We start from the raw sequence: 18,954 nt of genomic DNA, 5'->3' as shown, positions 1-18,954 counted from the left end.
CGGGTAAGGTGGCCCGGTTGTCCGCCCGGTCGTCCTGAGCACAGTACGACCGCCACCGAGAGCACGAACCGGAGACCGTGACTACTACCGCCTCCCACCACCTCTCACCCGCCTTCCCCGGCCGCGCGCCGTGGGGTACCGCCAGCAAGCTGCGTGCCTGGCAGCAGGGGGCGCTGGACAAGTACATCCAGACCCAGCCCCGTGACTTCCTCGCCGTCGCCACCCCCGGCGCCGGCAAGACCACCTTCGCGCTGACCCTGGCCTCCTGGCTGCTGCACCACCACGTGGTCCAGCAGGTGACCGTGGTCGCGCCGACCGAGCACCTGAAGAAGCAGTGGGCGGAAGCCGCCGCCCGCATAGGCATCCGGCTCGACCCCGAGTACTCGGCCGGGCCGCTCAGCAAGGACTACCACGGCGTCGCCGTCACCTACGCCGGTGTCGGCGTCCGCCCCATGCTGCACCGCAACCGCTGCGAGCAGCGCAAGACCCTGGTGATCCTCGACGAGATCCACCACGCGGGCGACTCCAAGTCCTGGGGCGAGGCCTGCCTGGAGGCCTTCGACCCGGCGACCCGGCGCCTGGCCCTGACCGGAACCCCGTTCCGCTCCGACACCAACCCGATCCCGTTCGTGACGTACGAGGAGGGCAACGACGGCATCCGCCGCTCCTCCGCCGACTACACGTACGGCTACGGCAACGCGCTGGGCGACGGCGTCGTCCGGCCCGTGATCTTCCTGTCCTACAGCGGCAACATGCGCTGGCGCACCAAGGCCGGCGACGAGATCGAGGCCCGCCTCGGCGAGCCGATGACCAAGGACGCCATCTCGCAGGCCTGGCGCACGGCGCTGGACCCGCGCGGCGACTGGATGCCGAACGTGCTGCGCGCCGCCGACCAGCGCCTGACGGAGGTCAGGAAGGGCATCCCGGACGCGGGCGGGCTCGTCATCGCCGCCGACCAGGACGCGGCGCGCGCGTACGCCAAGCTGATCCGCGAGATCACCGGGACGAAGCCGACCGTCGTGCTCTCCGACGACACCGGCGCGTCGAAGAACATCGACACCTTCAGCGCGAACGACGACCGCTGGATGGTCGCGGTCCGCATGGTGTCCGAGGGCGTCGACGTCCCCCGCCTCGCGGTGGGCGTGTACGCGACGACGATCTCGACCCCGCTGTTCTTCGCGCAGGCCGTCGGCCGCTTCGTACGATCGCGCAGGCGCGGCGAGACCGCGTCCGTGTTCCTTCCGACCATTCCCTACCTCCTCGGCTTCGCCAACGAGATGGAGGTCGAGCGCGACCACGTCCTCGACCGGCCGAAGAAGGCGGGCGAGGACGAGGACCCGTACGCCGAGTCCGAGAAGGAGATGGAGGAGGCGAACCGGCAGGAGGACGAGGACACCGGCGAGGACGAGCAGATGTCCTTCGAGGCCCTCGAATCCGACGCCGTCTTCGACCGGGTGCTGTACGACGGCGCCGAGTTCGGCATGCAGGCGCACCCGGGCAGCGAGGAGGAGCAGGACTACCTCGGCATCCCGGGCCTGCTGGAGCCGGACCAGGTGCAGCTGCTGCTGCAGAAGCGGCAGTCGCGGCAGATCGCGCACAGCCGCCGCAGGCCGGACGCGGAGGCGGACCTGCTGGAGCTTCCGGCCGACCGGCGGCCGGTGGTTTCCCACAAGGAGTTGCTGGAGCTGCGCAAGTCGCTGAACACGATGGTGGGCGCGTACGTCCACCAGAGCGGCAAGCCGCACGGGGTGATCCACACCGAGCTGCGCCGCGTGTGCGGCGGGCCGCCGAGCGCGGAGGCGACGGCGGGGCAGCTGAAGGAGCGGATCAAGAAGGTCCAGGAGTGGGCCACCCGGATGCGGTGAGCCCTCCGGCCCGGACGCGGACGCGGAACGGGGTCCGTGCGCGGTGCGCACGGACCCCGTTGCCGTCGGGCGTGGAGCCGGGTCAGCTGGTGACGCGGCGACGACGGCCGGTGCCGGCGACCAGGGCGGCGCCCATCGCGAGGGCCACACCGCCGGCGCCGAGCGCCCAGCTGGTGGCGGCGTCCGCACCGGTCTCGGCGAGCTGGCCACCGGCGGTGGTGCCGGTGCCGGTGCCGGTGCCGGTGCCCGTGCCCGTGCCGGTGTTGTGGTCGACGATCGGCGTGGTGGTACCGCCACCGTCCGGCTTGGTGTCGTTGCCGCCACCGGTGTGGCCGCCGGTGTTGCCACCCGTGTTGCCGCCGGTGTGGCCGCCGCCGTTGGTGTTGCCGGAGACGATCTTCGACTCGGCCCACGCCGTCTTCGAATGGGCGGCGTCCACGTTGCTGCCGCCGGAGACGGCGATGGCGATGTTGCCCTGCGGGGCGCCCGCGTTGAACTTGACGCGCACCTTGAGGCTCAGGTTCTTGGCCGGGATCTCCACGTCGTCGGTCAGCAGCGCGACGGGGGCACCCTCGTCCCGCACCTCGACGTCGTGCCAGCCGCCCTGGTAGTACAGCTGGACCCGAACGTCCTTGGCCTGGAGCTCAAGGTCCTGGTTGGCGACGGCCAGGACGAGCACATAGCTCGTCTGCGTCTTGCCCTTCGAGTTGTCGACCTTGACGGTGATGTTGGTCCAGTCGCCGCCGGCCTTGAAGGAGGCCGGGACGCCGCTCAGGCCGAGGACAGGGCCGGTGGCCGTTGCGTCGTCGTCCCAATCGTCCACATCGTCCACTGCCGGGGCGGGCTTCGCCGGAGCCGGGGCGGGCTTCTCGGCGGCGGGCTTGGCGTCCTTGGCCGGGGCAGGGGTCTCGACGGCCGGCTTCGCCGTGTCCGCGGCCGGGGCGGCCGGGGTCTCGGCGGCGGCGGAGTCACCCTTGGGGGCCGAGTCCGGAGTCGTGACGGCGGTGTTCTTGACCTCGTCCGCCATCGCGGGCGTGGCCATGAGCACGGTCGGGCCCACTACTGCGGCGGCGGCCACGACGGCCATGCGCTTCAGCTTCACTGGTGCTTGTCTCCCCTGTATGCGTTCGGGACGCGTGTCGCCCCGACCCCCCAACATCTTTTTGAACACGATCAGACTAAGGGTCGTGTAAACCGATTTTCGGTCGCGGGACATTACGAATCGATACAGTCCCGAGGAGGAAAGGGCCGAAACCGGCAGTAGGCGACCGGATTCTGGACGAGGCCTTCCGCTGAGCGGACCCGCTCGCTACTGTCCCCGCATCGAACGCCCCGTGGCAGCGCCGCCGCGGGAGCGCAGCCGGTGCCATGGCCGCTACCGGCGGCCTCTCCGTGCGTCGCCGAGGGACCGGCAGCGCTGAACTCATGAGAGTCACCGCCGTCCACCGACGACACAGAGGGAGAGGCGACGTGACCGCGGAAACCTCCCAGACTCTCGACCGAGGGCTCAGAGTCCTCAAACTGCTCGCCGACACCGACCACGGGCTGACCGTGACCGAGCTCTCCAACCGGCTCGGCGTCAACCGCACCGTGGTCTACCGCCTGCTGGCCACCCTGGAGCAGCACGCCCTGGTCCGCCGCGACCTCGGCGGCCGGGCCCGCGTCGGGCTCGGCGTGCTGCGGCTGGGCCGGCAGGTCCACCCGCTCGTGCGCGAGGCGGCCCTGCCCGCCCTGCGCTCGCTCGCCGAGGACATCGGGGCCACCGCGCACCTGACCCTCGTGGACGGCACGGAGGCGCTCGCCGTGGCCGTCGTCGAGCCCACCTGGACCGACTACCACGTCGCCTACCGGGCCGGCTTCCGCCACCCGCTGGACCGCGGCGCGGCCGGCCGGGCCATCCTGGCGGCCCGTCAGGGCTCGCTGATCGAGCCCGGCTACACGCTCACCCACGGCGAGCTCGAAGCGGGCGCCAGCGGCGCCGCGGCGCCCCTGGTCGGCATCACCGGCCTGGAGGGCAGCGTCGGTGTCGTCATGCTCGCCGACGCCGTGCCGGAGCGGGTCGGACCCCGCGTGGTCGACGCGGCCCGCGAGGTCGCCGACGCCCTGCGCTGACCCCGGCCGGCGGACTCGGCCGTAGGCGGCGCGGTCCGGGGGGTCCGGGTCGGTAGATTGGCCGGGTGCTCTCTCGCCTCACACGTCTGCCGCGTCCCACCGCCCTGGCCGTCTGCGCCGCGCCCGTCCTCGCGCTGTTCGCCGTCGCGGCCCTCGCTCCGCTGCCCTTCGTGGTGGCCGTCCCGGGGCCCACGGCCGACGTGCTGGGCTCCGACCAGGGCAAGCCGGTGATCACCGTCACCGGAGCCCCGGTCCGGGAGACCAAGGGCCAGCTGCGCATGACCACCATCCGGGCCACCGGCCCCTCCTCGACGATGCGGCTGCACGAGCTCGTCGACCACTGGTTCAGGAGCGACGAGGCGGTCCTGCCCCGGGAGTCCGTCTATCCCTCGGGCGGAAGCGACAAGGAGATCGAGCAGCACAACCTGGACGAGATGAACCAGTCGCAGTCGGCCGCCGAGGCCGCCGCCCTGGGCTATCTCCACAAGGACCCCAAGTCCGTCAAGGTCGACCTCAACCTCGCCGACGTCGGCGGACCCAGCGCCGGCCTGCTCTTCACCCTCGGCATCGTCGACAAGATCGACGGCGACGGCAGCGGCGGCGACCTCACCGGCGGCCGCAGCATCGCCGGCACGGGAACCATCAGCGCCGACGGCAAGGTCGGCGCGGTCGGCGGCGTCGGCCTCAAGACGCAGGCCGCGGGGCGGGACGGGGCGACGGTCTTCCTCGTGCCGAAGGCCGAGTGCTCCGACGCCAAGGCCGAGCTGCCGGCCGGGCTTCAGTTGATTCCCGTTACTTCGCTGACGGATGCGGTGAACGCGCTGCGGGGGCTGAACCGGGGTGAGGGAGTTCCGGGCTGCTGACGGGGGCCGGCGGCCTGGTGTTCATCTCGCGCCAGGCCGGGAAGAGGACCGGGCTCAGCGTGCTCAGCAGGTAGACGGCGCCGAAGGCGAGCAGGGCCCGGGTGATGCCGAGGCCGTCGACGAGCAGGCCCGCCGCGAGGCCGCCCAGCGGCATGGCCAGCTCGCAGCCCGCCGTCGTCACGCCCGAGACCCGGCTGCGCAGTTCCTCGGGGACCCTCTCGAAGATCACGGTGGTCAGGACGGGGTTCAGCACACCCGCGCCCAGGCCCGCCAGGGCCATCGTCACCGCGAGGGGGAGCGGGGTGTCGGTGACGGCCGCGACCACGTAGCGGGTGGCGCCCGAGAGCAGGAAGGCGCCCGCGAACACCGCCCGGCGCGGGAAGCGCTCGCCCCACACCCCGTAGAGGAGGGCGCCGAGCAGGGCGAAGCCGCCGAAGAGGGAGATCATCAGGCCGAGGGCGGTGGCGCCACCGAGGTCCTCGCGGCCGTGCACCGGCAGGAGGACGGAGGACCAGCCCTGGTCCAGGCCGTTGGTCATCATGACCATGAGGGTGATGCCCAGCAGAAGGCGCGAGCGGGTCAGGAACCGCCAGCCCTCGGCGAGTTCGGCCCGGTAGGCGGCGAACGAGGGCTTTTCCGAGGCGCGTTGGGGTTCGGCGGAGGGCAGGCCGCGCACGAAGGCGGTGACCAGGAGTGACGACGCCGCGAAGGTGGCGGCGTCGATCAGCAGGACGGTCTCCGCGCCGAGGACCGCGATCAGCAGGCCCGCCGCGGCGGCCCCGATCATGCGGGCGCCGCGCGAGACGGCGTCGTAGAGGCTCGCGGCCCGGGTGACGGTGGTGCCCGCGTGCTCGGCGAGGCCGGGCAGCAGCACGGAGCGGGCGGTCAGGCCCGGGGTGTGCACGAGGCCGCCGAGGGCCATGAGCGCGCACAGCATCCAGAACTCCAGCAGTCCCGCGTAGTGCAGCAGCGGGATCGCGCCGACCGAGGCGGCGCAGACGAGGTCGGAGGCGGCCGAGACCCGGCGGCGGCCGAGCCGGTCGATGACCGGGCCGCCGACCAGGGCCGCGACGACGATGGGCAGGGTGGCGCAGAAGGCGACGGCCCCGGCCCGTCCGGCGCTGCCCGTGGTCTGGAGGACGAACCACGGGACGCCGATCAGGGTGAGGGAACTCCCGGCGATGGAGATGGTGTTGGCGGCCAGGACGGCGGCGAAGGGGCGCCGGCTCATGCCGCGTGCTGCCGGATGCGGGCGTGGAGGTGATCGGCCTGCATCAGGCGGATCCCGGCGGCGACCAGGGCCTCGCCGAGCCGGTTGCGCAGGGCGGCGGGCGTGGTGGGCAGGGCGGCGGGGGCGGCGTCGTGGGCGAGGCGCCAGGCGGCGGCCTCGGCGGCGAGTTCGGCGGTGCGGGCGGCGTGTATCCGGGTGTGCGTGAAGGCGTGCATGACGGGACTCCTTCGGAGCGGGCGGGGAAGGGTGACAAGGGGTGGTGCGGGGCTACGCGTGGCCGCGGCGCGGGAAGGCGTGCGTGTGGACGCGGACGGTCTGCGTGTCCCCGTCCTGCGGCAGGTCGCGGTAGCTGTTCACCAGGTCGTGCATCTTGTGGATCAGTTCGGTGGCCTGGGCGGGGGTCAGGCGCAGCGTGTGGTCGCTGAGGTCCGTCGAGGAGCGCCATTCCCGCGGCCAGTTGGGGGAGTCGCCGAGCCAGGTGGTGAGCTCCTGGGCGTGGATGGCGGCGATCTCGTGGAGGAAGGCGTCGGCGGCGACGCGCGTCTCCGGGTCCCCCTCGTCGTACATCAGCGTCTCGTCGAAGGCCGTGCCCTGGTGGACCGCCCGCCACCAGCGCTCGCGGCCCTTGCCGTGCCCGGGGGCGTCCTCGACGAAGCCGTGGGCGGCGAGCTGGCGCAGGTGGTAGCTGGTGGAACCGCTGGACTCGCCGAGCCGCTCGGCGAGTTGGGAGGCGGTGGCCGGTCCCTCCTGGCGGAGGGCGGCCAGCATGCGCATGCGCAGTGGGTGGGCGAGGCCGCGCAGCGAGCGGGCGTCGAGCGTCCGGACTGCGGGCTGCTTGGGCTGCGCCGGCTGCTGCTGCGGGTTCTCGGCGTTCGTTTCGGGCATGGCTCAACCGTAGGCTTGCAAAGAGTTCTATGCAAGGGTTTCTTTGCAACCTTTTCTTTGTACGTGGTTCAGCGGTCCCCGGCCGCCTGCTCCACCAGCGGGATGATCCGCAGGGGTACCGGGTTCTCCATCACGATCGCCGTCGACGCCCGGACGATCCCCTCGAAGCCGACGACCCGGTCGATGACCCGCTGGAGGTCGGCGTTGGACCGCGCCACCAGCCGGCACAGCATGTCCCCGTGTCCCGTCGTCGTGTGCAGCTCCAGCACCTCCGGCACCCCCGCCAGGTGGGCCCGTACGTCCGCGCCCTGCCCCTGCTTGATCTCCAGCGTGGCGAAGGCCGTCACCGGATAGCCCAGGGCCGTCGGGTCCACCTGCGGCCCGAAGCCCCGGATCACCCCGTTCGACTGGAGCCGGTCCAGCCGCGCCTGCACCGTGCCCCGCGCCACCCCGAGCCGGCGCGACGCCTCCAGGACCCCGATGCGCGGCTCGCGCGCCAGCAGCACGATCAACCGTCCGTCGAGTTCGTCGATAGCCATGGAAACCTTCCCTCGATCGGCTGGTCATCCTGCACAGATCTCTCAGCCATCCTCGGGCTCCGCTGGTCAATCTGTACAGCAGAAATCGAAACTATTGCGCAGCTTGTGGAACGGCGGGACGCTGCCCACATGACTGAGACCCTGGACACCACCCCGCAGACCGCGCGTGAGGCAGACCCCTTCCCGGTGAAGGGCATGGACGCGGTCGTCTTCGCCGTGGGCAACGCCAAGCAGGCCGCGCACTACTACTCGACCGCCTTCGGCATGAAGCTCGTCGCCTACTCCGGACCGGAGAACGGCAGCCGGGAGACCGCCAGCTACGTCCTCACCAACGGCTCCGCGCGCTTCGTCCTGACCTCGGTCATCAAGGCGACGACGGACCACGGCCGCTTCCTCGCCGAGCACGTCGCCGAGCACGGCGACGGCGTCGTCGACCTCGCCATCGAGGTCCCGGACGTGCGCGCCGCCTACGCGTACGCCGTCGAGCAGGGCGCCCGCGGCCTCGACGAGCCGTACGAGGTCAAGGACGAGCACGGCACGGTCGTGCTGGCCGCCATCGCCACCTACGGCCAGACCCGCCACACGCTCGTCGAGCGCGTCGACTACACCGGCCCCTACCTGCCGGGCTACACGGCCGCCGCCCCGATGGTCGAGCCGCCGGCCAAGCGGACCTTCCAGGCGATCGACCACTGCGTCGGCAACGTCGAGCTGGGCCGCATGAACGAGTGGGTCTCGTTCTACAACAAGGTCATGGGCTTCACGAACATGAAGGAGTTCGTGGGCGACGACATCGCCACCGAGTACTCGGCGCTGATGTCGAAGGTCGTCGCGGACGGCACCAAGAAGGTGAAGTTCCCGATCAACGAGCCGGCGATCGCGAAGAAGAAGTCGCAGATCGACGAGTACCTGGAGTTCTACAACGGGCCGGGCGTGCAGCACATCGCGCTCGCGTCGAACGACATCGTCTCGACCGTGCGCACCATGCGCGCGGCGGGCGTGGAGTTCCTGTCCGTGCCGGACGCGTACTACGACACGCTGGGCGAGTGGGTCGGCGACACGCGCGTGCCGATCGACGAGCTGCGCGAGCTGAAGATCCTCGCGGACCGGGACGAGGACGGCTACCTGCTGCAGATCTTCACCAAGCCGGTGCAGGACCGGCCGACGGTGTTCTTCGAGATCATCGAGCGGCACGGGTCGATGGGCTTCGGCAAGGGCAACTTCAAGGCGCTGTTCGAGGCGATCGAGCGCGAGCAGGAGATCCGCGGCAACCTCTAGCCTCCACGGCCCACGGGCCATGGTCCGGCCCCGCCACGCGTCCTGCGGCGGGGCCGGCCCCCGGGCTCAGCCGGCCGACGGGCCCGGCTTCGGCCGGGGCTTCGCCGGAGCCGGGGCCGGAGCCGGCGCCGGGGGCTTCGCGGGCTGCGCCGCCGGCTTCGGCTTCGGGCGGGGCTTCGGCATCTCCGGCGCCACCCACGGCGTGCGCGGCTGCATGTTCTCCGGGCCGCCCGGCGCCGGCTGGCCGACCGCCGCCAGGGCCTCCTTCGCCAGCGGTCCCCGTACCGGCGAGAAGTCCGGGTTGGTGCGCGCCACCTCCTGGAGGTGCCGCCGCGCCGCCGCCTCGTCCCCGAGCCCCTGCTCGATCACCGCCCGGTGGTACGCGAACTCCGCGCTCCGCAGGCCCGGTTCCGTCGCCTTCTTCGCGTACTCCAGCGCCGCCGCGTCCTCCCCGCCCCGGTGCAGCGCCCACCCCAGCGCGTCGGCCACCTGCATGCTCTTGTGCCGCTCCCACTCCGCCGACAGCCGGCGCACCGCCGCCGCCGGGTCGCCGTGGTCCGCCTCGAACAGGCCCAGCACCACCTCCTGGTCCACCCCGTCCGCCGTGCTCCGCGCCGCCAGCACCGACACCGCCTCGTACTGCGCCCGCGCCTCCTGCGCCCGCCCCAGCGAGTCCAGCAGCTCGCCCAGCTCCAGCGCCAGCCGCGGCAGCGGCGTCCGCCCCAGCGCCAGCCGGTAGTCGCGCACCGCCTCCCCGCTCCGCCCCAGCGCCGCCAGCGCCCGCGCCCGGCCGCCCAGGGCCTCCGCCTGCGCCGGGTCCGTGCGCTGCGCGGCCTCGTACTGGCGCAGGGCCTCGGCCGGGTCGCCCCGCTCCCAGGCCAGCTCCCCGAGCCGGAACAGCACGTACGCCTTCTCCGCCGGCGACTTCGCGGCGCCCCCCGCCGCCTCCAGCGCCACCACCGCGTCCTCGCGCCAGCCCCGGTCCCGGTACACCTGGGCGGCCCTCAGCTCCGCGGCCAGGCCCGGACGCAGCTCCTGCAGCTGCTCCATCGCCTTCTGGGCGCCCTTGTAGTCGCCCAGGCCCGTGTACGCGTCCACGAGGACCGGGTACGCCGTCCAGCGCCGCGGCGCCTGCGCCCGTACCAGCTCGCCCCACTTGCGGGCCGTCGCGAAGTCCCCCCGGGAGCCCGCCAGCGCGCCCATGCCCGTCATCGCGTCGAAGTTGCCCTTCTCCGCGGGCCGCACCTCCAGCGACCGCTTCAGGGCCCGCTCCGCCTTCGGGAACCAGCCGGAATCGGCCGTCCGCCGGGCCTGCTCCAGGTACGCGGACCCCAGCACCGCCCACGAAGCGTCGTCGTCCGGATGCCCGGCGAGCCACTTCTCCCGGTCCGCCACCAGCGCCGTCAGGTCCACCGCCGCCACCGGAGCGCCCATGCCCACCGCCGACGCGGCCCGCTCGCTCGGCCCCGGCGGACGCGCGTCGTCGCCCGTCCGGGCGGGGCGGATCAGCAGGGTCGCGGCGATCAGGACCACCGTCACCGCGGCCGCCACCACCGTCTTGCGGCCGGTGAAGGTCACGGGCGGCGCGGGCTGCGGGGAATGCTCGTCGAAACCGTCCATGCGCTCACTGTGCGTCAATATGAAGATGCCGCCCGGGTGTCCGAAGCCCACCGCAGCCGTGTTCACACCGATGGCCCCGGCTGCCACGCTGGCCCCATGGACGACGATCACACCTCTCCGCACTCCCGTCTCCTCACGCGGCTGCGCGAGGGGCTCCCGCCCGAGGCGGTCCTCACCGACCCGCAGGTGACCGCCTCCTACGCCACCGACATGGCGAGCTTCTGCCCCGCCGGCGCCCCCGCCGCCGTCGTCCTGCCGCGGACCGTGGAGCAGGTGCGGCACGTGATGCGGACCGCGACCGCCCTACGCGTCCCCGTCGTCCCCCAGGGCGCCCGTACGGGCCTTTCCGGGGCCGCCAACGCCTCCGACGGCTGCATCGTGCTCTCCCTGGTGAAGATGGACCGGATCCTGGAGATCTCCCCCGTCGACCGGATCGCCGTCGTCGAGCCGGGCGTGGTCAACGCGGTCCTCTCCCGCGCCGTCGCCGAACAGGGCCTGTACTACCCGCCGGACCCCTCCAGCTGGGAGCAGTGCACGATCGGCGGCAACATCGGCACCGCCTCGGGCGGGCTGTGCTGCGTCAAGTACGGGGTCACCGCCGAGTACGTCCTCGGGCTGGACGTGGTGCTCGCGGACGGCCGGCTGCTGCGCACCGGGCGGCGTACCGCCAAGGGGGTCGCCGGATATGACCTGACCCGGCTCTTCGTGGGCTCCGAGGGCACCCTGGGCGTGGTCGTGGGGGCCGTCCTGGCCCTGCGCCCGGCGCCGCCGCGGCAACTGGCGCTGGCCGCCGAGTTCCCCTCCGTCGCGGCCGCCTGCGCGGCCGTCTGCGCCGTCATGGAGGCGGGTCTGGCGCCCTCGCTGCTGGAGCTGATGGACCGTACGACCGTCCGCGCCGTCAACGCCCTCGGGAAGATGGGCCTGCCCGACAGCACCGAGGCGCTGCTGCTGGCCGCCTTCGACACCCCCGACGCGCCCGCCGCCCTCGCCGCCGTCGACGCGCTGTGCGAGGCCGCCGGCGCGACCGCCGTCGTCCCCGCCGAGGACGAGGCGGAGTCCGAACTGCTGCTCCAGGCCCGCCGGATGTCCCTGACCGCCCTGGAGGCCCTGCGGCCCGCGACGATGATCGACGACGTGTGCGTGCCCCGGTCGCGGCTCGCCGAGATGCTGGACGGCACGGCCGCCATCGCCCGGACCCACGGCCTGCTCATCGGCGTCTGCGCGCACGCCGGCGACGGCAACACCCACCCGGTCGTCTGCTTCGACCCCGCGGACGAGGACGAGGCGCGGCGGGCCCGCGAGTCCTTCGACGAGATCATGGCCCTCGGGCTGGCCCTGGGCGGGACCATCACCGGCGAGCACGGGGTCGGGGTGCTGAAGAAGGAGTGGCTGGCCCGCGAACTCGGGCCCGTGGGGCTGGAGATGCAGCGCGCCGTCAAGCAGGCCTTCGACCCGTTCGGGCTGCTCAACCCCGGCAAGCTGTTCTGAGGGGCGGTCCCGGCGGCCGTCCTCCCTCACAGGTCGCCGTCCGCGGACTCGTCCGAGGGCCACGGGTCGCGCAGCCACAGCTCGTCGGCCGGGGTCGGGGTGAGCAGCTCGGCCAGCGCCTCGTCCAGGCGGAGCCGCTCCGCCTCCGTCCCGGGCGGGACCACGCGCAGGGTGCGCTCCAGCCAGGCCGACACGGCGCCGGCCGGGGCCTCCAGGAGGGCGTCGCCGTCGGGGGAGCTGAGCGCCATGCACAGGACCGACTCGTCGTCGATCTTCGTGGGCCAGATCCGGACGTCCCCGTGGCCGCAGGGCCGGAACACCCCCTCGACGAGCAGCTCCCGGGCGAAGGTCCAGTTGACGGGGGCGCTGGTGCCGGTGTGGAAGGTGATGTGCACGGCGTACGGGTCGTCGGTGAGGTAGAGCAGCTTCGCGGGGACGCGGATGCTGCGCTCGGGGGACAGGATCAGCCGGAGCTCCAGCTCGCGCTCGATGACGGGGTTGACGGGGTGGTGGTGCACGGCGGCCTCACTTCGCTGCGTCGGTTGCGGTCGTGGGGCGCGGACCGCCCCACACCCGCAGAGAGCGCCGATGTGCCCGGGTATGACGCGACTTCCGGCACCGTTTTCGAGGTTGGCCGAAATCTGTCGGATGACCGGAATCGATGGGCCGGGGCCGGGGGTGGGCCGGAGGCGGGGTGAGGTTCGCTCAAAGGCTTGGAATCTGCCGTTACCGGACCTGTCGGGAGGGGGTTCTTGGCTATGGTCCTCCCCTTGGGTCCTCCCCTGCACAAGCCTTGAGCCACGATCGGAGTTGGGGACATTGACGGCCTCCCCTGGTGACGGCGAGCACGCGGCCCGCGAGGGCTACTACCCCGATCCGTCCATCCCCGGGTACGTCCGGTACTGGAACGGCGCCGCCTGGGTCCCCGGTACGAGCCGTCCCGCCCCCGCCCCCGCCCCCGCGCCGGTGGAGGAGACGGGGCCGGTGTTCCTCGACGAGACCTCCGCGACGGAAGCCCTGCCGGAGCCCCCCTCCGGAGGGGGCTGGCAGGCGGATCCCGCGCACCAGGCGGGGTTCGGCGGGCCCCGCGACGTCCGGGTCTCCTGGGGCGGCCCGGACGTCGGGGAGCCCGACGACGCCCGGCACGGCGGGATCTCCCTGGCCCGGCCCGCGGCCGCCGCGCCGACCGCCCCCGCCGCGCCCGCCGCACGGAGGCTGCCCGCGCAGGCGGCCGCCGAGAGCGTGGGCATCCTCTCGGCCCGCCCGCCGGCCTGGCCCGACGCCCCCGGCACCGGCGTCTCGGGCCTCACGTCCAGCTGGCCGGAGGCCGCAGCCCCGGCGGTGGCCTCCGCCCCGGCGTGGCCGGAGGGCCCGGCGTGGCCGGAGGGCCCGGCGGACGTCCACGCCCCGTCGGCTCCGGCCCGTGCGGCGGCCTCCGCCCCGCCGGCTCCGGCGGGAGGTCCCGCCCCGGCGTGGCCCGGGGATCCCGCCCCGCAGGCCCCTGACCGGGGGTGGGCCGGGAACCCGCGGGAGGGCTCCGCCGGGTGGTCCGACGCCCCGGCGGCTCCCGGCCCGGGCACCCGGGCCGGGAGCCCGGCTCCGGTGCAGGCCCCGGACCCCGCCGGGAGTTCCGCACAGGACCACGGCCGGGGCGTGGCGGAGGGCTCCGCGTCGGCCCGGGCCGGGGTCCGGCACCCCGGCCCGGGGCCGGACTCCGCGCGGGACCGGTCCGCCGCCCCCGAGGCCGCCGCGCGGACCGACCGCACGCGGGGCCCGGCCACCGGGCCGGAGCGCGGGGCCGTCCGGGGCGCGCGCCCCGAGCCGGAGCGGGGCTCCCCGGCGGCGTGGTCGCCGCCCCCGGCGGCGGCGCCCGGTGCGGCCCCGGCCGACCAGGGCCGGGCAGCCGACCAGGGCCGGGCCCAGGGCGCGGCGGAGGCCGGCCACGGCGGGCCCGCCGCCGCGGCGCGGGCCGGCGTCCGGGCGGCAGCCGCCCCCGCCGCGCACGCCCCGTCGTCCGCCCCGGCGGCGCCGGAGGCACCCGTACGGGAGGACGCCCGGGCCCTCTTCGAGCGGATGGCGGAGCGCGCCGTACGGCCCGCCGGGCTGCTGCGGCGGGGGCTGGCCAGGCTGCTGGACTCGCTCGTCCTCGCCGGGGTGGCCGCCGCCGTCGCCGTGCCCCTCGTACCGGAGGTGACGGCCCACCTCCAGGCCAAGGTCGACGCCGCCCGGGCCAGCGGACGCACCACCACCGTGTGGCTGCTCGACGCCACCACCGCCGGCCGGCTGGGCCTGGTCCTGGGCGCGGTCCTGCTGTTCGGGATGGTCTACGAGGTGCTGCCGACCGCCCGCTGGGGCCGCACCCCGGGCAAGAAGCTGTGCGGGGTACGGGTGCTGGCCACCGCCACCCTGCGCCCGCCCGGCTTCGGCGCGGCCCTGCTGCGCTGGCTCGTGTTCGGGTTCCTGGGGCTGCCCGGCACCCTGTGGTCCCTGACCGACCGCCCGCGCCGGCGCGGCTGGCACGACCGGGCCGCGCGGACCTACGTGGCCCGGTGACCCCCTAGGGTCACGGGACCCGTCCCCCGGACGGACCCCGTGGTGTTGCGGGGCCGGTGGGGCCGGGTTCGACTCGGGCCATGAGTACCGACCAGCCGCCGCCGGGCCAGCCGCCCGAGGACGACCCGTTCCTCAAGAAGCCGCAGGAACCGACGCCTCCGGCGGGCGGTTCGCCGTACGGTACGCCCCCGCCGGGCGGCGGCCACCCGCCGGCCGGGGGAGGCGGCTACCCGCCCCCGCCCGGCGGGGCGGGCGGCGGGGGATATCCGCCCCCGCCTCCGCCCCCGCACGGCGGCGGGCCCGGCGACCCGTACGGCGGCGGGGGAGGCGGCTACGGCTACGGCATGCCCGACCCGCTCGCCGGCATGCCCCCGCTGGCGGACACCGGCAAGCGGCTCGTGGCGCGGCTGATCGACCTGGTGGTCGTGTTCGTCCCGCTCTGGCTCATCCTCTTCGCGATCGGTTTCGCCCTGCCCTCCGACACCGACCCGAACGGGGAGATGACCGAGTCCGCCTCGCGCTGGTTCACCGGTGCGGCCCTGCTGTGGTGGCTGCTCTACGTCGCCGTCTGGATCGCCTACGACTGGTACTTCACCCACAAGTCCGGTCAGACCCTCGGCAAGAAGGCGATGCGGCTGCGCGTGGCCATGCTCAACGACGGCAGCGTGCCCTCGTCGTCCGCCGCCATCGGCCGGGCGGCCACCCTCTGGGTGCCGGTCTTCCTGTGCTGCGGTCTGTGGTGGGTCGTCGTGGGCATCTCGATCCTGGTGGACCAGCCCTACAAGCAGGGCCTGCACGACAAGGCCGCCAAGACCGTGGTGGTCTCGGTGCCCTGAGGCGGGCGGGCGCGGGCACGCACACGCGTACGGACGGCCGGTCCCCCCGGGGGCCGGCCGTCCGTACGCGTCCAAGTGCGCCGGGGCGGCGCCTCAGTGGTGAACGGGGTGCTCCGCGGGGGCCGTTCGGGGTTCCGGCACCCGGACCCCCTCGCCCGGCGCGGCCGCCTGCGCCGCGGCCCCGCTCCGCCGGGCCGCTCCGCGCCCGGCGGCGTGCCGGCCGCGGCGGCGCGGGAGGGGCACGGTGAGGGCCACCAGCAGCCCGAGGGCGAGCGCGGCGGCGGAGATGACGGCGACCCCGATCCCCGTGCTCGTCTGCGACAGCAGCAGCATGGCGATGGTCGACACGATGACGGTGGCGGAGCCGTAGGCGAGCTGAGCGGCAGTCGGACGCGGCATGACGTGTTCCGTCCTCGGAGGCGGGAGGTGCACAGGTACGTCGGCTCGGAGTCCGCTCGACGGTCGCGCGCGTCGAGGGGCCCATACGACGGATGCCCGAGGAGGGCCACAGGTAAGCGTGACCTTACCCACGGTGCCGGAGCACGGGGGGCGCACGGGGGTCACGGACCCGGTCGCAGGACCGGTCACAAACCCGGTCGCAACCGGACGGCGGCCGCATGTCGACGGTCCCTTCGCCCCGGAAGGCCCCGATGACTCCAAACGTCCGAATAGCGGAACTGACTGACCGCATAGTGCAGTTGTAAGGAAGAAGTCAAGGTCTGTCTTTTCTTTGGACTCTCCGGTCAAATGTCGTCACTTGAGACGCGCGCCGCGCGGAACCCCCCACTCCTTTGGAGACGTTCCGACCAACGCCCGCGGCCGCGGGAGGGGAACGACATCAAGTGACCGGCAACTCCGCAAGGCGTCGCGCGCTGCGCGCCGCCGTCGTCGGCGTGACCATGGCGGCAACCGCCGCCTCGGGCGCCTTTTTCGCCACGGCCCAGGCCGACAGCAGCTGGGGCGGCGTGCCCGCCTCGGGCAAGCAGGACCCGACCGCTCCTGCCCAGGAGAAGGTCAAGCACGACCTCGAAACCCCGTTCAGCAAGCAGCAGGCGCAGCAGCGCGAAGCTGCCCTTGACCAGGTGCTGTCGGGCAAGAAGCAGGTCGAGCAGCGCGGTGCCTCGAAGGTCGTCAAGCTCGACGACAAGAAGTACGTCGAGCTCGGCCGTGAGAAGACCGACAAGATCTTCACCATCCTCGTCGACTTCGGCGACCAGGTCGACAACACGACCATGTTCGACCCGGACGGCCCGACCGGCCCGAAGCCGCCGGAGCCCAAGTACGGGGGCACGCCCGGCCCGCTGCACAACCAGATCGCGCAGCCCGACCGCGCGAGCAACAACAGCACCGCCTGGCGCAAGGACTTCAGCCGCGACTACTTCCAGGACCTGTACTTCGGTACCGGCCAGGGCAAGAACTCGCTGAAGACCTACTACGAGAAGACCTCCTCGGGTCGCTACTCGGTCGACGGCCAGGTCTCCGACTGGGTCAAGATCCCGTGGAACGAGGCCCGTTACGGCTCGAACTACTGCGGTCAGACCAACTGCTCCAACGTGTGGGACGCCGTCCGCGACGGTGTGAACGCGTGGGTGGAGGCCCAGAAGAAGGCCGGCAAGTCCGACGCCGACATCAAGGCGACCCTGGCGCAGTACGACCAGTGGGACCGCAACGACTTCGACGGCGACGGCAACTTCAACGAGCCCGACGGCTACATCGACCACTTCCAGATCGTCCACGCGGGCGAGGACGAGTCGGCCGGCGGCGGCGTGCAGGGCAAGAACGCGCTGTGGGCGCACCGCTGGTACGCGTACGGCACGGACGTCGGCAAGACCGGCCCGGCCAACAACAAGGCCGGCGGCACCCAGATCGGCGACACCGGCATGTGGGTCGGCGACTACACGATGCAGCCGGAGAACGGCGGCCTCGGCGTCTTCGCGCACGAGTACGGCCACGACCTCGGTCTGCCGGACCTCTACGACACCTCCGGTGGCGGCGAGAACTCGGTCGGCTTCTGGTCCCTGATGTCGGCGGGCTCCTGGCTCGGCGAGGGCAAGGACTCCATAGGCGACCTCCCGGGCGACATGACCGCCTGGGACAAGCTCCAGCTGGGCTGGCTGAACTACGACACGGCCAAGGCCGCGACGAAGTCCACGCACAAGCTGGGTGTTTCGGAGTACAACACCAAGGACAAGCAGGCGCTGGTCGTCGAGCTGCCGAAGAAGCAGGTCAAGACCGACATCGTCGCTCCCGCCGAGGGTTCCTCGCAGTGGTGGAGCCAGATGGGTGACGACCTCAAGAACACCCTCACCCGCTCCGTCGACCTGACGGGCAAGAAGTCGGCGGCCCTCTCCCTCAAGGGCTGGTGGGACATCGAGCAGGACTACGACTTCCTCTACACCGAGGTCTCCACGGACGGCGGCGCCACCTGGACCGCCCTCGCCGGCACCGCCGACGGCGCGGCCCTCCCGGCCGACGCCTCCGGCGCCCCCTCGCTGACCGGCGTCTCCGGCGCCTGGAAGTCCCTGAACTTCCCGCTCGACGCCTACGCGGGCAAGAAGGTCGACCTCCGCTTCCGCTACCAGACGGACGGCGGCGCGGGCGGCAAGGGCTTCGCGGCCGACGCCATCACCCTGACCGCCGACGGCGCGGCGCTGTTCACCGACGGTGCCGAGAACGGCGACAACGGCTGGACCGGCAAGGGCTTCCAGCGGGTCGGCGGCAGCTTCACCAAGGAGTACCCGCAGTACTACATCGCGGAGAACCGCCGCTACGTCTCGTACGACTCCACCCTCAAGGTGGGCCCGTACAACTTCGGCTGGTCCAACTCGAAGCCGAACTGGGTCGAGCACTACCCGTACCAGGACGGTCTGCTGATCTGGCTGTGGGACAAGTCGCAGAAGGACAACAACACGAGCCAGCACCCGGGCTCGGGTCTGATCCTTCCGATCGACGCCAACGCCAAGCCGATGAAGTGGGCCGACGGCACGCTGCTGCGCAACAAGATCCAGCCGTACGACGCCCCGTTCAGCGCCTACTCGACGGACGCGTTCACCCTGCACAAGAACGGCGAGTCGCTCTTCGTCAAGCCGAAGCCGGCCAACCTGGTCTTCGACGACCACAAGGGCAAGTACTACTACGACGAGAACCCGACCGGTTCGGTGAAGGTCGCTGACACCAACACCAAGATCAAGATCGCGAAGGAGACCTACGACGGTCTCCAGATGACGATCGAGGTCGGCCCCTCCGGCAAGTAGTCCGGTAAAGCCGCAGGTCAAAGCATGATCGGCCGTCGCCCTCTAGCGGGCGGCGGCCGATCGCGTTTAGATGCGGGGGACGACTGTTCTTATTGACGGGGGAGCTGAAGATCATGCCAGGTGGAGGTTTCGTCAGACTGCCGGGCGGCAGCGTGGTGGTCGCGCTGACGCTGCCGAGGCCGTCCGGCGAGGGCGGCGAGGTCCGCGTCCTCGTCCACGCCGCGAACCGGGCCCGCGCCCTGACCAGGCTGCGGAACCTCGGCATGCGGGCCGTGTACCTCCGCGGCAACGCCCACCCCCCGACCCCGGACGAGATCACGGCGGTGCTCCACCACCCGGACGGCCTCCTGTGGCGGGGCGCCCCGGACGGCACGTCGGAGCTGTGGCACCCGATCCGGGCCCTCCTGGGGCGCTAGAGGCCTCCGCGCGCCCC

Annotated in this window: 17 protein-coding genes; 9 read left to right on the top strand and 8 right to left on the bottom strand. The window is 73.0% G+C overall.

Features of this window, described 5'->3' with window-relative positions:
- The first annotated feature begins 77 nt into the window (after nucleotides 1-77).
- A complete protein-coding gene (locus ACZ5NJ_RS07715; protein WP_468763782.1) occupies nucleotides 78-1,865 on the top strand; it encodes a DEAD/DEAH box helicase in 1,788 nt (595 codons plus the stop codon).
- An 82-nt stretch (nucleotides 1,866-1,947) separates the two neighbouring features.
- Here ACZ5NJ_RS07715 and ACZ5NJ_RS07710 read toward each other — a convergent pair whose 3' ends face one another.
- Nucleotides 1,948-2,967 carry a hypothetical protein gene (locus tag ACZ5NJ_RS07710; RefSeq protein WP_468763781.1) on the bottom strand — a complete coding sequence of 340 codons (1,020 nt, stop codon included), beginning with the start codon at nucleotides 2,965-2,967 and terminating at the stop codon, nucleotides 1,948-1,950.
- Nucleotides 2,968-3,335: 368 nt separating this feature from the next.
- Between ACZ5NJ_RS07710 and ACZ5NJ_RS07705 the strand changes: the two genes are divergently transcribed.
- Together ACZ5NJ_RS07705 and ACZ5NJ_RS07700 are read left to right on the top strand one after the other, a co-directional pair.
- Nucleotides 3,336-3,977, top strand: coding sequence for an IclR family transcriptional regulator (locus ACZ5NJ_RS07705; RefSeq protein ID WP_007264382.1), 642 nt, complete (start codon nucleotides 3,336-3,338; stop codon nucleotides 3,975-3,977).
- 65 nt (nucleotides 3,978-4,042) lie between these two features.
- Nucleotides 4,043-4,840, top strand: coding sequence for a S16 family serine protease (locus ACZ5NJ_RS07700; protein ID WP_468763780.1), 798 nt, complete (start codon nucleotides 4,043-4,045; stop codon nucleotides 4,838-4,840).
- Here ACZ5NJ_RS07700 and ACZ5NJ_RS07695 read toward each other — a convergent pair.
- The 4 genes from ACZ5NJ_RS07695 to ACZ5NJ_RS07680 all read right to left on the bottom strand — a co-directional run bounded on the left by ACZ5NJ_RS07695 (nucleotide 4,770) and on the right by ACZ5NJ_RS07680 (nucleotide 7,495).
- Nucleotides 4,770-6,071, bottom strand: a complete 1,302-nt coding sequence (locus ACZ5NJ_RS07695; RefSeq protein ID WP_468763779.1) for an MFS transporter — start codon at nucleotides 6,069-6,071, stop codon at nucleotides 4,770-4,772. The genes ACZ5NJ_RS07700 and ACZ5NJ_RS07695 overlap by 71 nt on opposite strands.
- On the bottom strand, nucleotides 6,068-6,286 hold the full coding sequence (locus ACZ5NJ_RS07690) for a hypothetical protein (RefSeq protein ID WP_468763778.1): 219 nt from the start codon (nucleotides 6,284-6,286) through the stop codon (nucleotides 6,068-6,070). The genes ACZ5NJ_RS07695 and ACZ5NJ_RS07690 overlap by 4 nt, the downstream gene beginning before the upstream one ends.
- Before the next feature lie 52 nt (nucleotides 6,287-6,338).
- The gene (locus ACZ5NJ_RS07685) at nucleotides 6,339-6,956 is read right to left on the bottom strand and encodes an ArsR/SmtB family transcription factor (protein ID WP_468763777.1); all 618 of its coding nucleotides are present in this window, start codon (nucleotides 6,954-6,956) and stop codon (nucleotides 6,339-6,341) included.
- A gap of 68 nt (nucleotides 6,957-7,024) precedes the next feature.
- On the bottom strand, nucleotides 7,025-7,495 hold the full coding sequence (locus ACZ5NJ_RS07680) for an Lrp/AsnC family transcriptional regulator (RefSeq protein ID WP_395509077.1): 471 nt from the start codon (nucleotides 7,493-7,495) through the stop codon (nucleotides 7,025-7,027).
- A gap of 129 nt (nucleotides 7,496-7,624) precedes the next feature.
- On the opposite strand from ACZ5NJ_RS07680, the gene hppD reads away from it, so the two are divergent.
- On the top strand, nucleotides 7,625-8,770 hold the full coding sequence (hppD, locus tag ACZ5NJ_RS07675) for a 4-hydroxyphenylpyruvate dioxygenase (protein WP_468763776.1): 1,146 nt from the start codon (nucleotides 7,625-7,627) through the stop codon (nucleotides 8,768-8,770).
- 66 nt (nucleotides 8,771-8,836) lie between these two features.
- Here hppD and ACZ5NJ_RS07670 read toward each other — a convergent pair whose 3' ends face one another.
- The gene (locus tag ACZ5NJ_RS07670; RefSeq protein ID WP_468763775.1) at nucleotides 8,837-10,390 is read right to left on the bottom strand and encodes a tetratricopeptide repeat protein; all 1,554 of its coding nucleotides are present in this window, start codon (nucleotides 10,388-10,390) and stop codon (nucleotides 8,837-8,839) included.
- A gap of 96 nt (nucleotides 10,391-10,486) precedes the next feature.
- Between ACZ5NJ_RS07670 and ACZ5NJ_RS07665 the strand changes: the two genes are divergently transcribed.
- The gene (locus tag ACZ5NJ_RS07665) at nucleotides 10,487-11,878 is read left to right on the top strand and encodes an FAD-binding oxidoreductase (protein ID WP_468763774.1); all 1,392 of its coding nucleotides are present in this window, start codon (nucleotides 10,487-10,489) and stop codon (nucleotides 11,876-11,878) included.
- A 26-nt stretch (nucleotides 11,879-11,904) separates the two neighbouring features.
- Here ACZ5NJ_RS07665 and ACZ5NJ_RS07660 read toward each other — a convergent pair whose 3' ends face one another.
- Nucleotides 11,905-12,396, bottom strand: a complete 492-nt coding sequence (locus tag ACZ5NJ_RS07660) for an SsgA family sporulation/cell division regulator (protein WP_468763773.1) — start codon at nucleotides 12,394-12,396, stop codon at nucleotides 11,905-11,907.
- A 301-nt stretch (nucleotides 12,397-12,697) separates the two neighbouring features.
- Between ACZ5NJ_RS07660 and ACZ5NJ_RS07655 the strand changes: the two genes are divergently transcribed.
- Together ACZ5NJ_RS07655 and ACZ5NJ_RS07650 are read left to right on the top strand one after the other, a co-directional pair.
- On the top strand, nucleotides 12,698-14,431 hold the full coding sequence (locus ACZ5NJ_RS07655) for an RDD family protein (RefSeq protein WP_468763772.1): 1,734 nt from the start codon (nucleotides 12,698-12,700) through the stop codon (nucleotides 14,429-14,431).
- An 80-nt stretch (nucleotides 14,432-14,511) separates the two neighbouring features.
- A complete protein-coding gene (locus tag ACZ5NJ_RS07650; protein WP_468763771.1) occupies nucleotides 14,512-15,267 on the top strand; it encodes an RDD family protein in 756 nt (251 codons plus the stop codon).
- A 93-nt stretch (nucleotides 15,268-15,360) separates the two neighbouring features.
- On the opposite strand, the gene ACZ5NJ_RS07645 is transcribed toward ACZ5NJ_RS07650, so the two are convergent.
- Nucleotides 15,361-15,666: a hypothetical protein gene (locus ACZ5NJ_RS07645; protein WP_468763770.1), complete on the bottom strand. Its 306-nt coding sequence runs from the start codon at nucleotides 15,664-15,666 to the stop codon at nucleotides 15,361-15,363.
- 500 nt (nucleotides 15,667-16,166) lie between these two features.
- Between ACZ5NJ_RS07645 and ACZ5NJ_RS07640 the strand changes: the two genes are divergently transcribed.
- Nucleotides 16,167-18,521, top strand: a complete 2,355-nt coding sequence (locus tag ACZ5NJ_RS07640) for an immune inhibitor A domain-containing protein (RefSeq protein ID WP_468763887.1) — start codon at nucleotides 16,167-16,169, stop codon at nucleotides 18,519-18,521.
- Nucleotides 18,522-18,634: 113 nt separating this feature from the next.
- Nucleotides 18,635-18,937, top strand: coding sequence for a hypothetical protein (locus ACZ5NJ_RS07635; protein WP_468763769.1), 303 nt, complete (start codon nucleotides 18,635-18,637; stop codon nucleotides 18,935-18,937).
- Nucleotides 18,938-18,954: the final 17 nt, after the last annotated feature.

It is taken from the genome of Streptomyces sp. NPDC032091, assembly GCF_055580265.1.
Note: the sequence above shows the minus strand (reverse complement) of the source record. Positions and strands in the feature narration are given on the sequence as shown.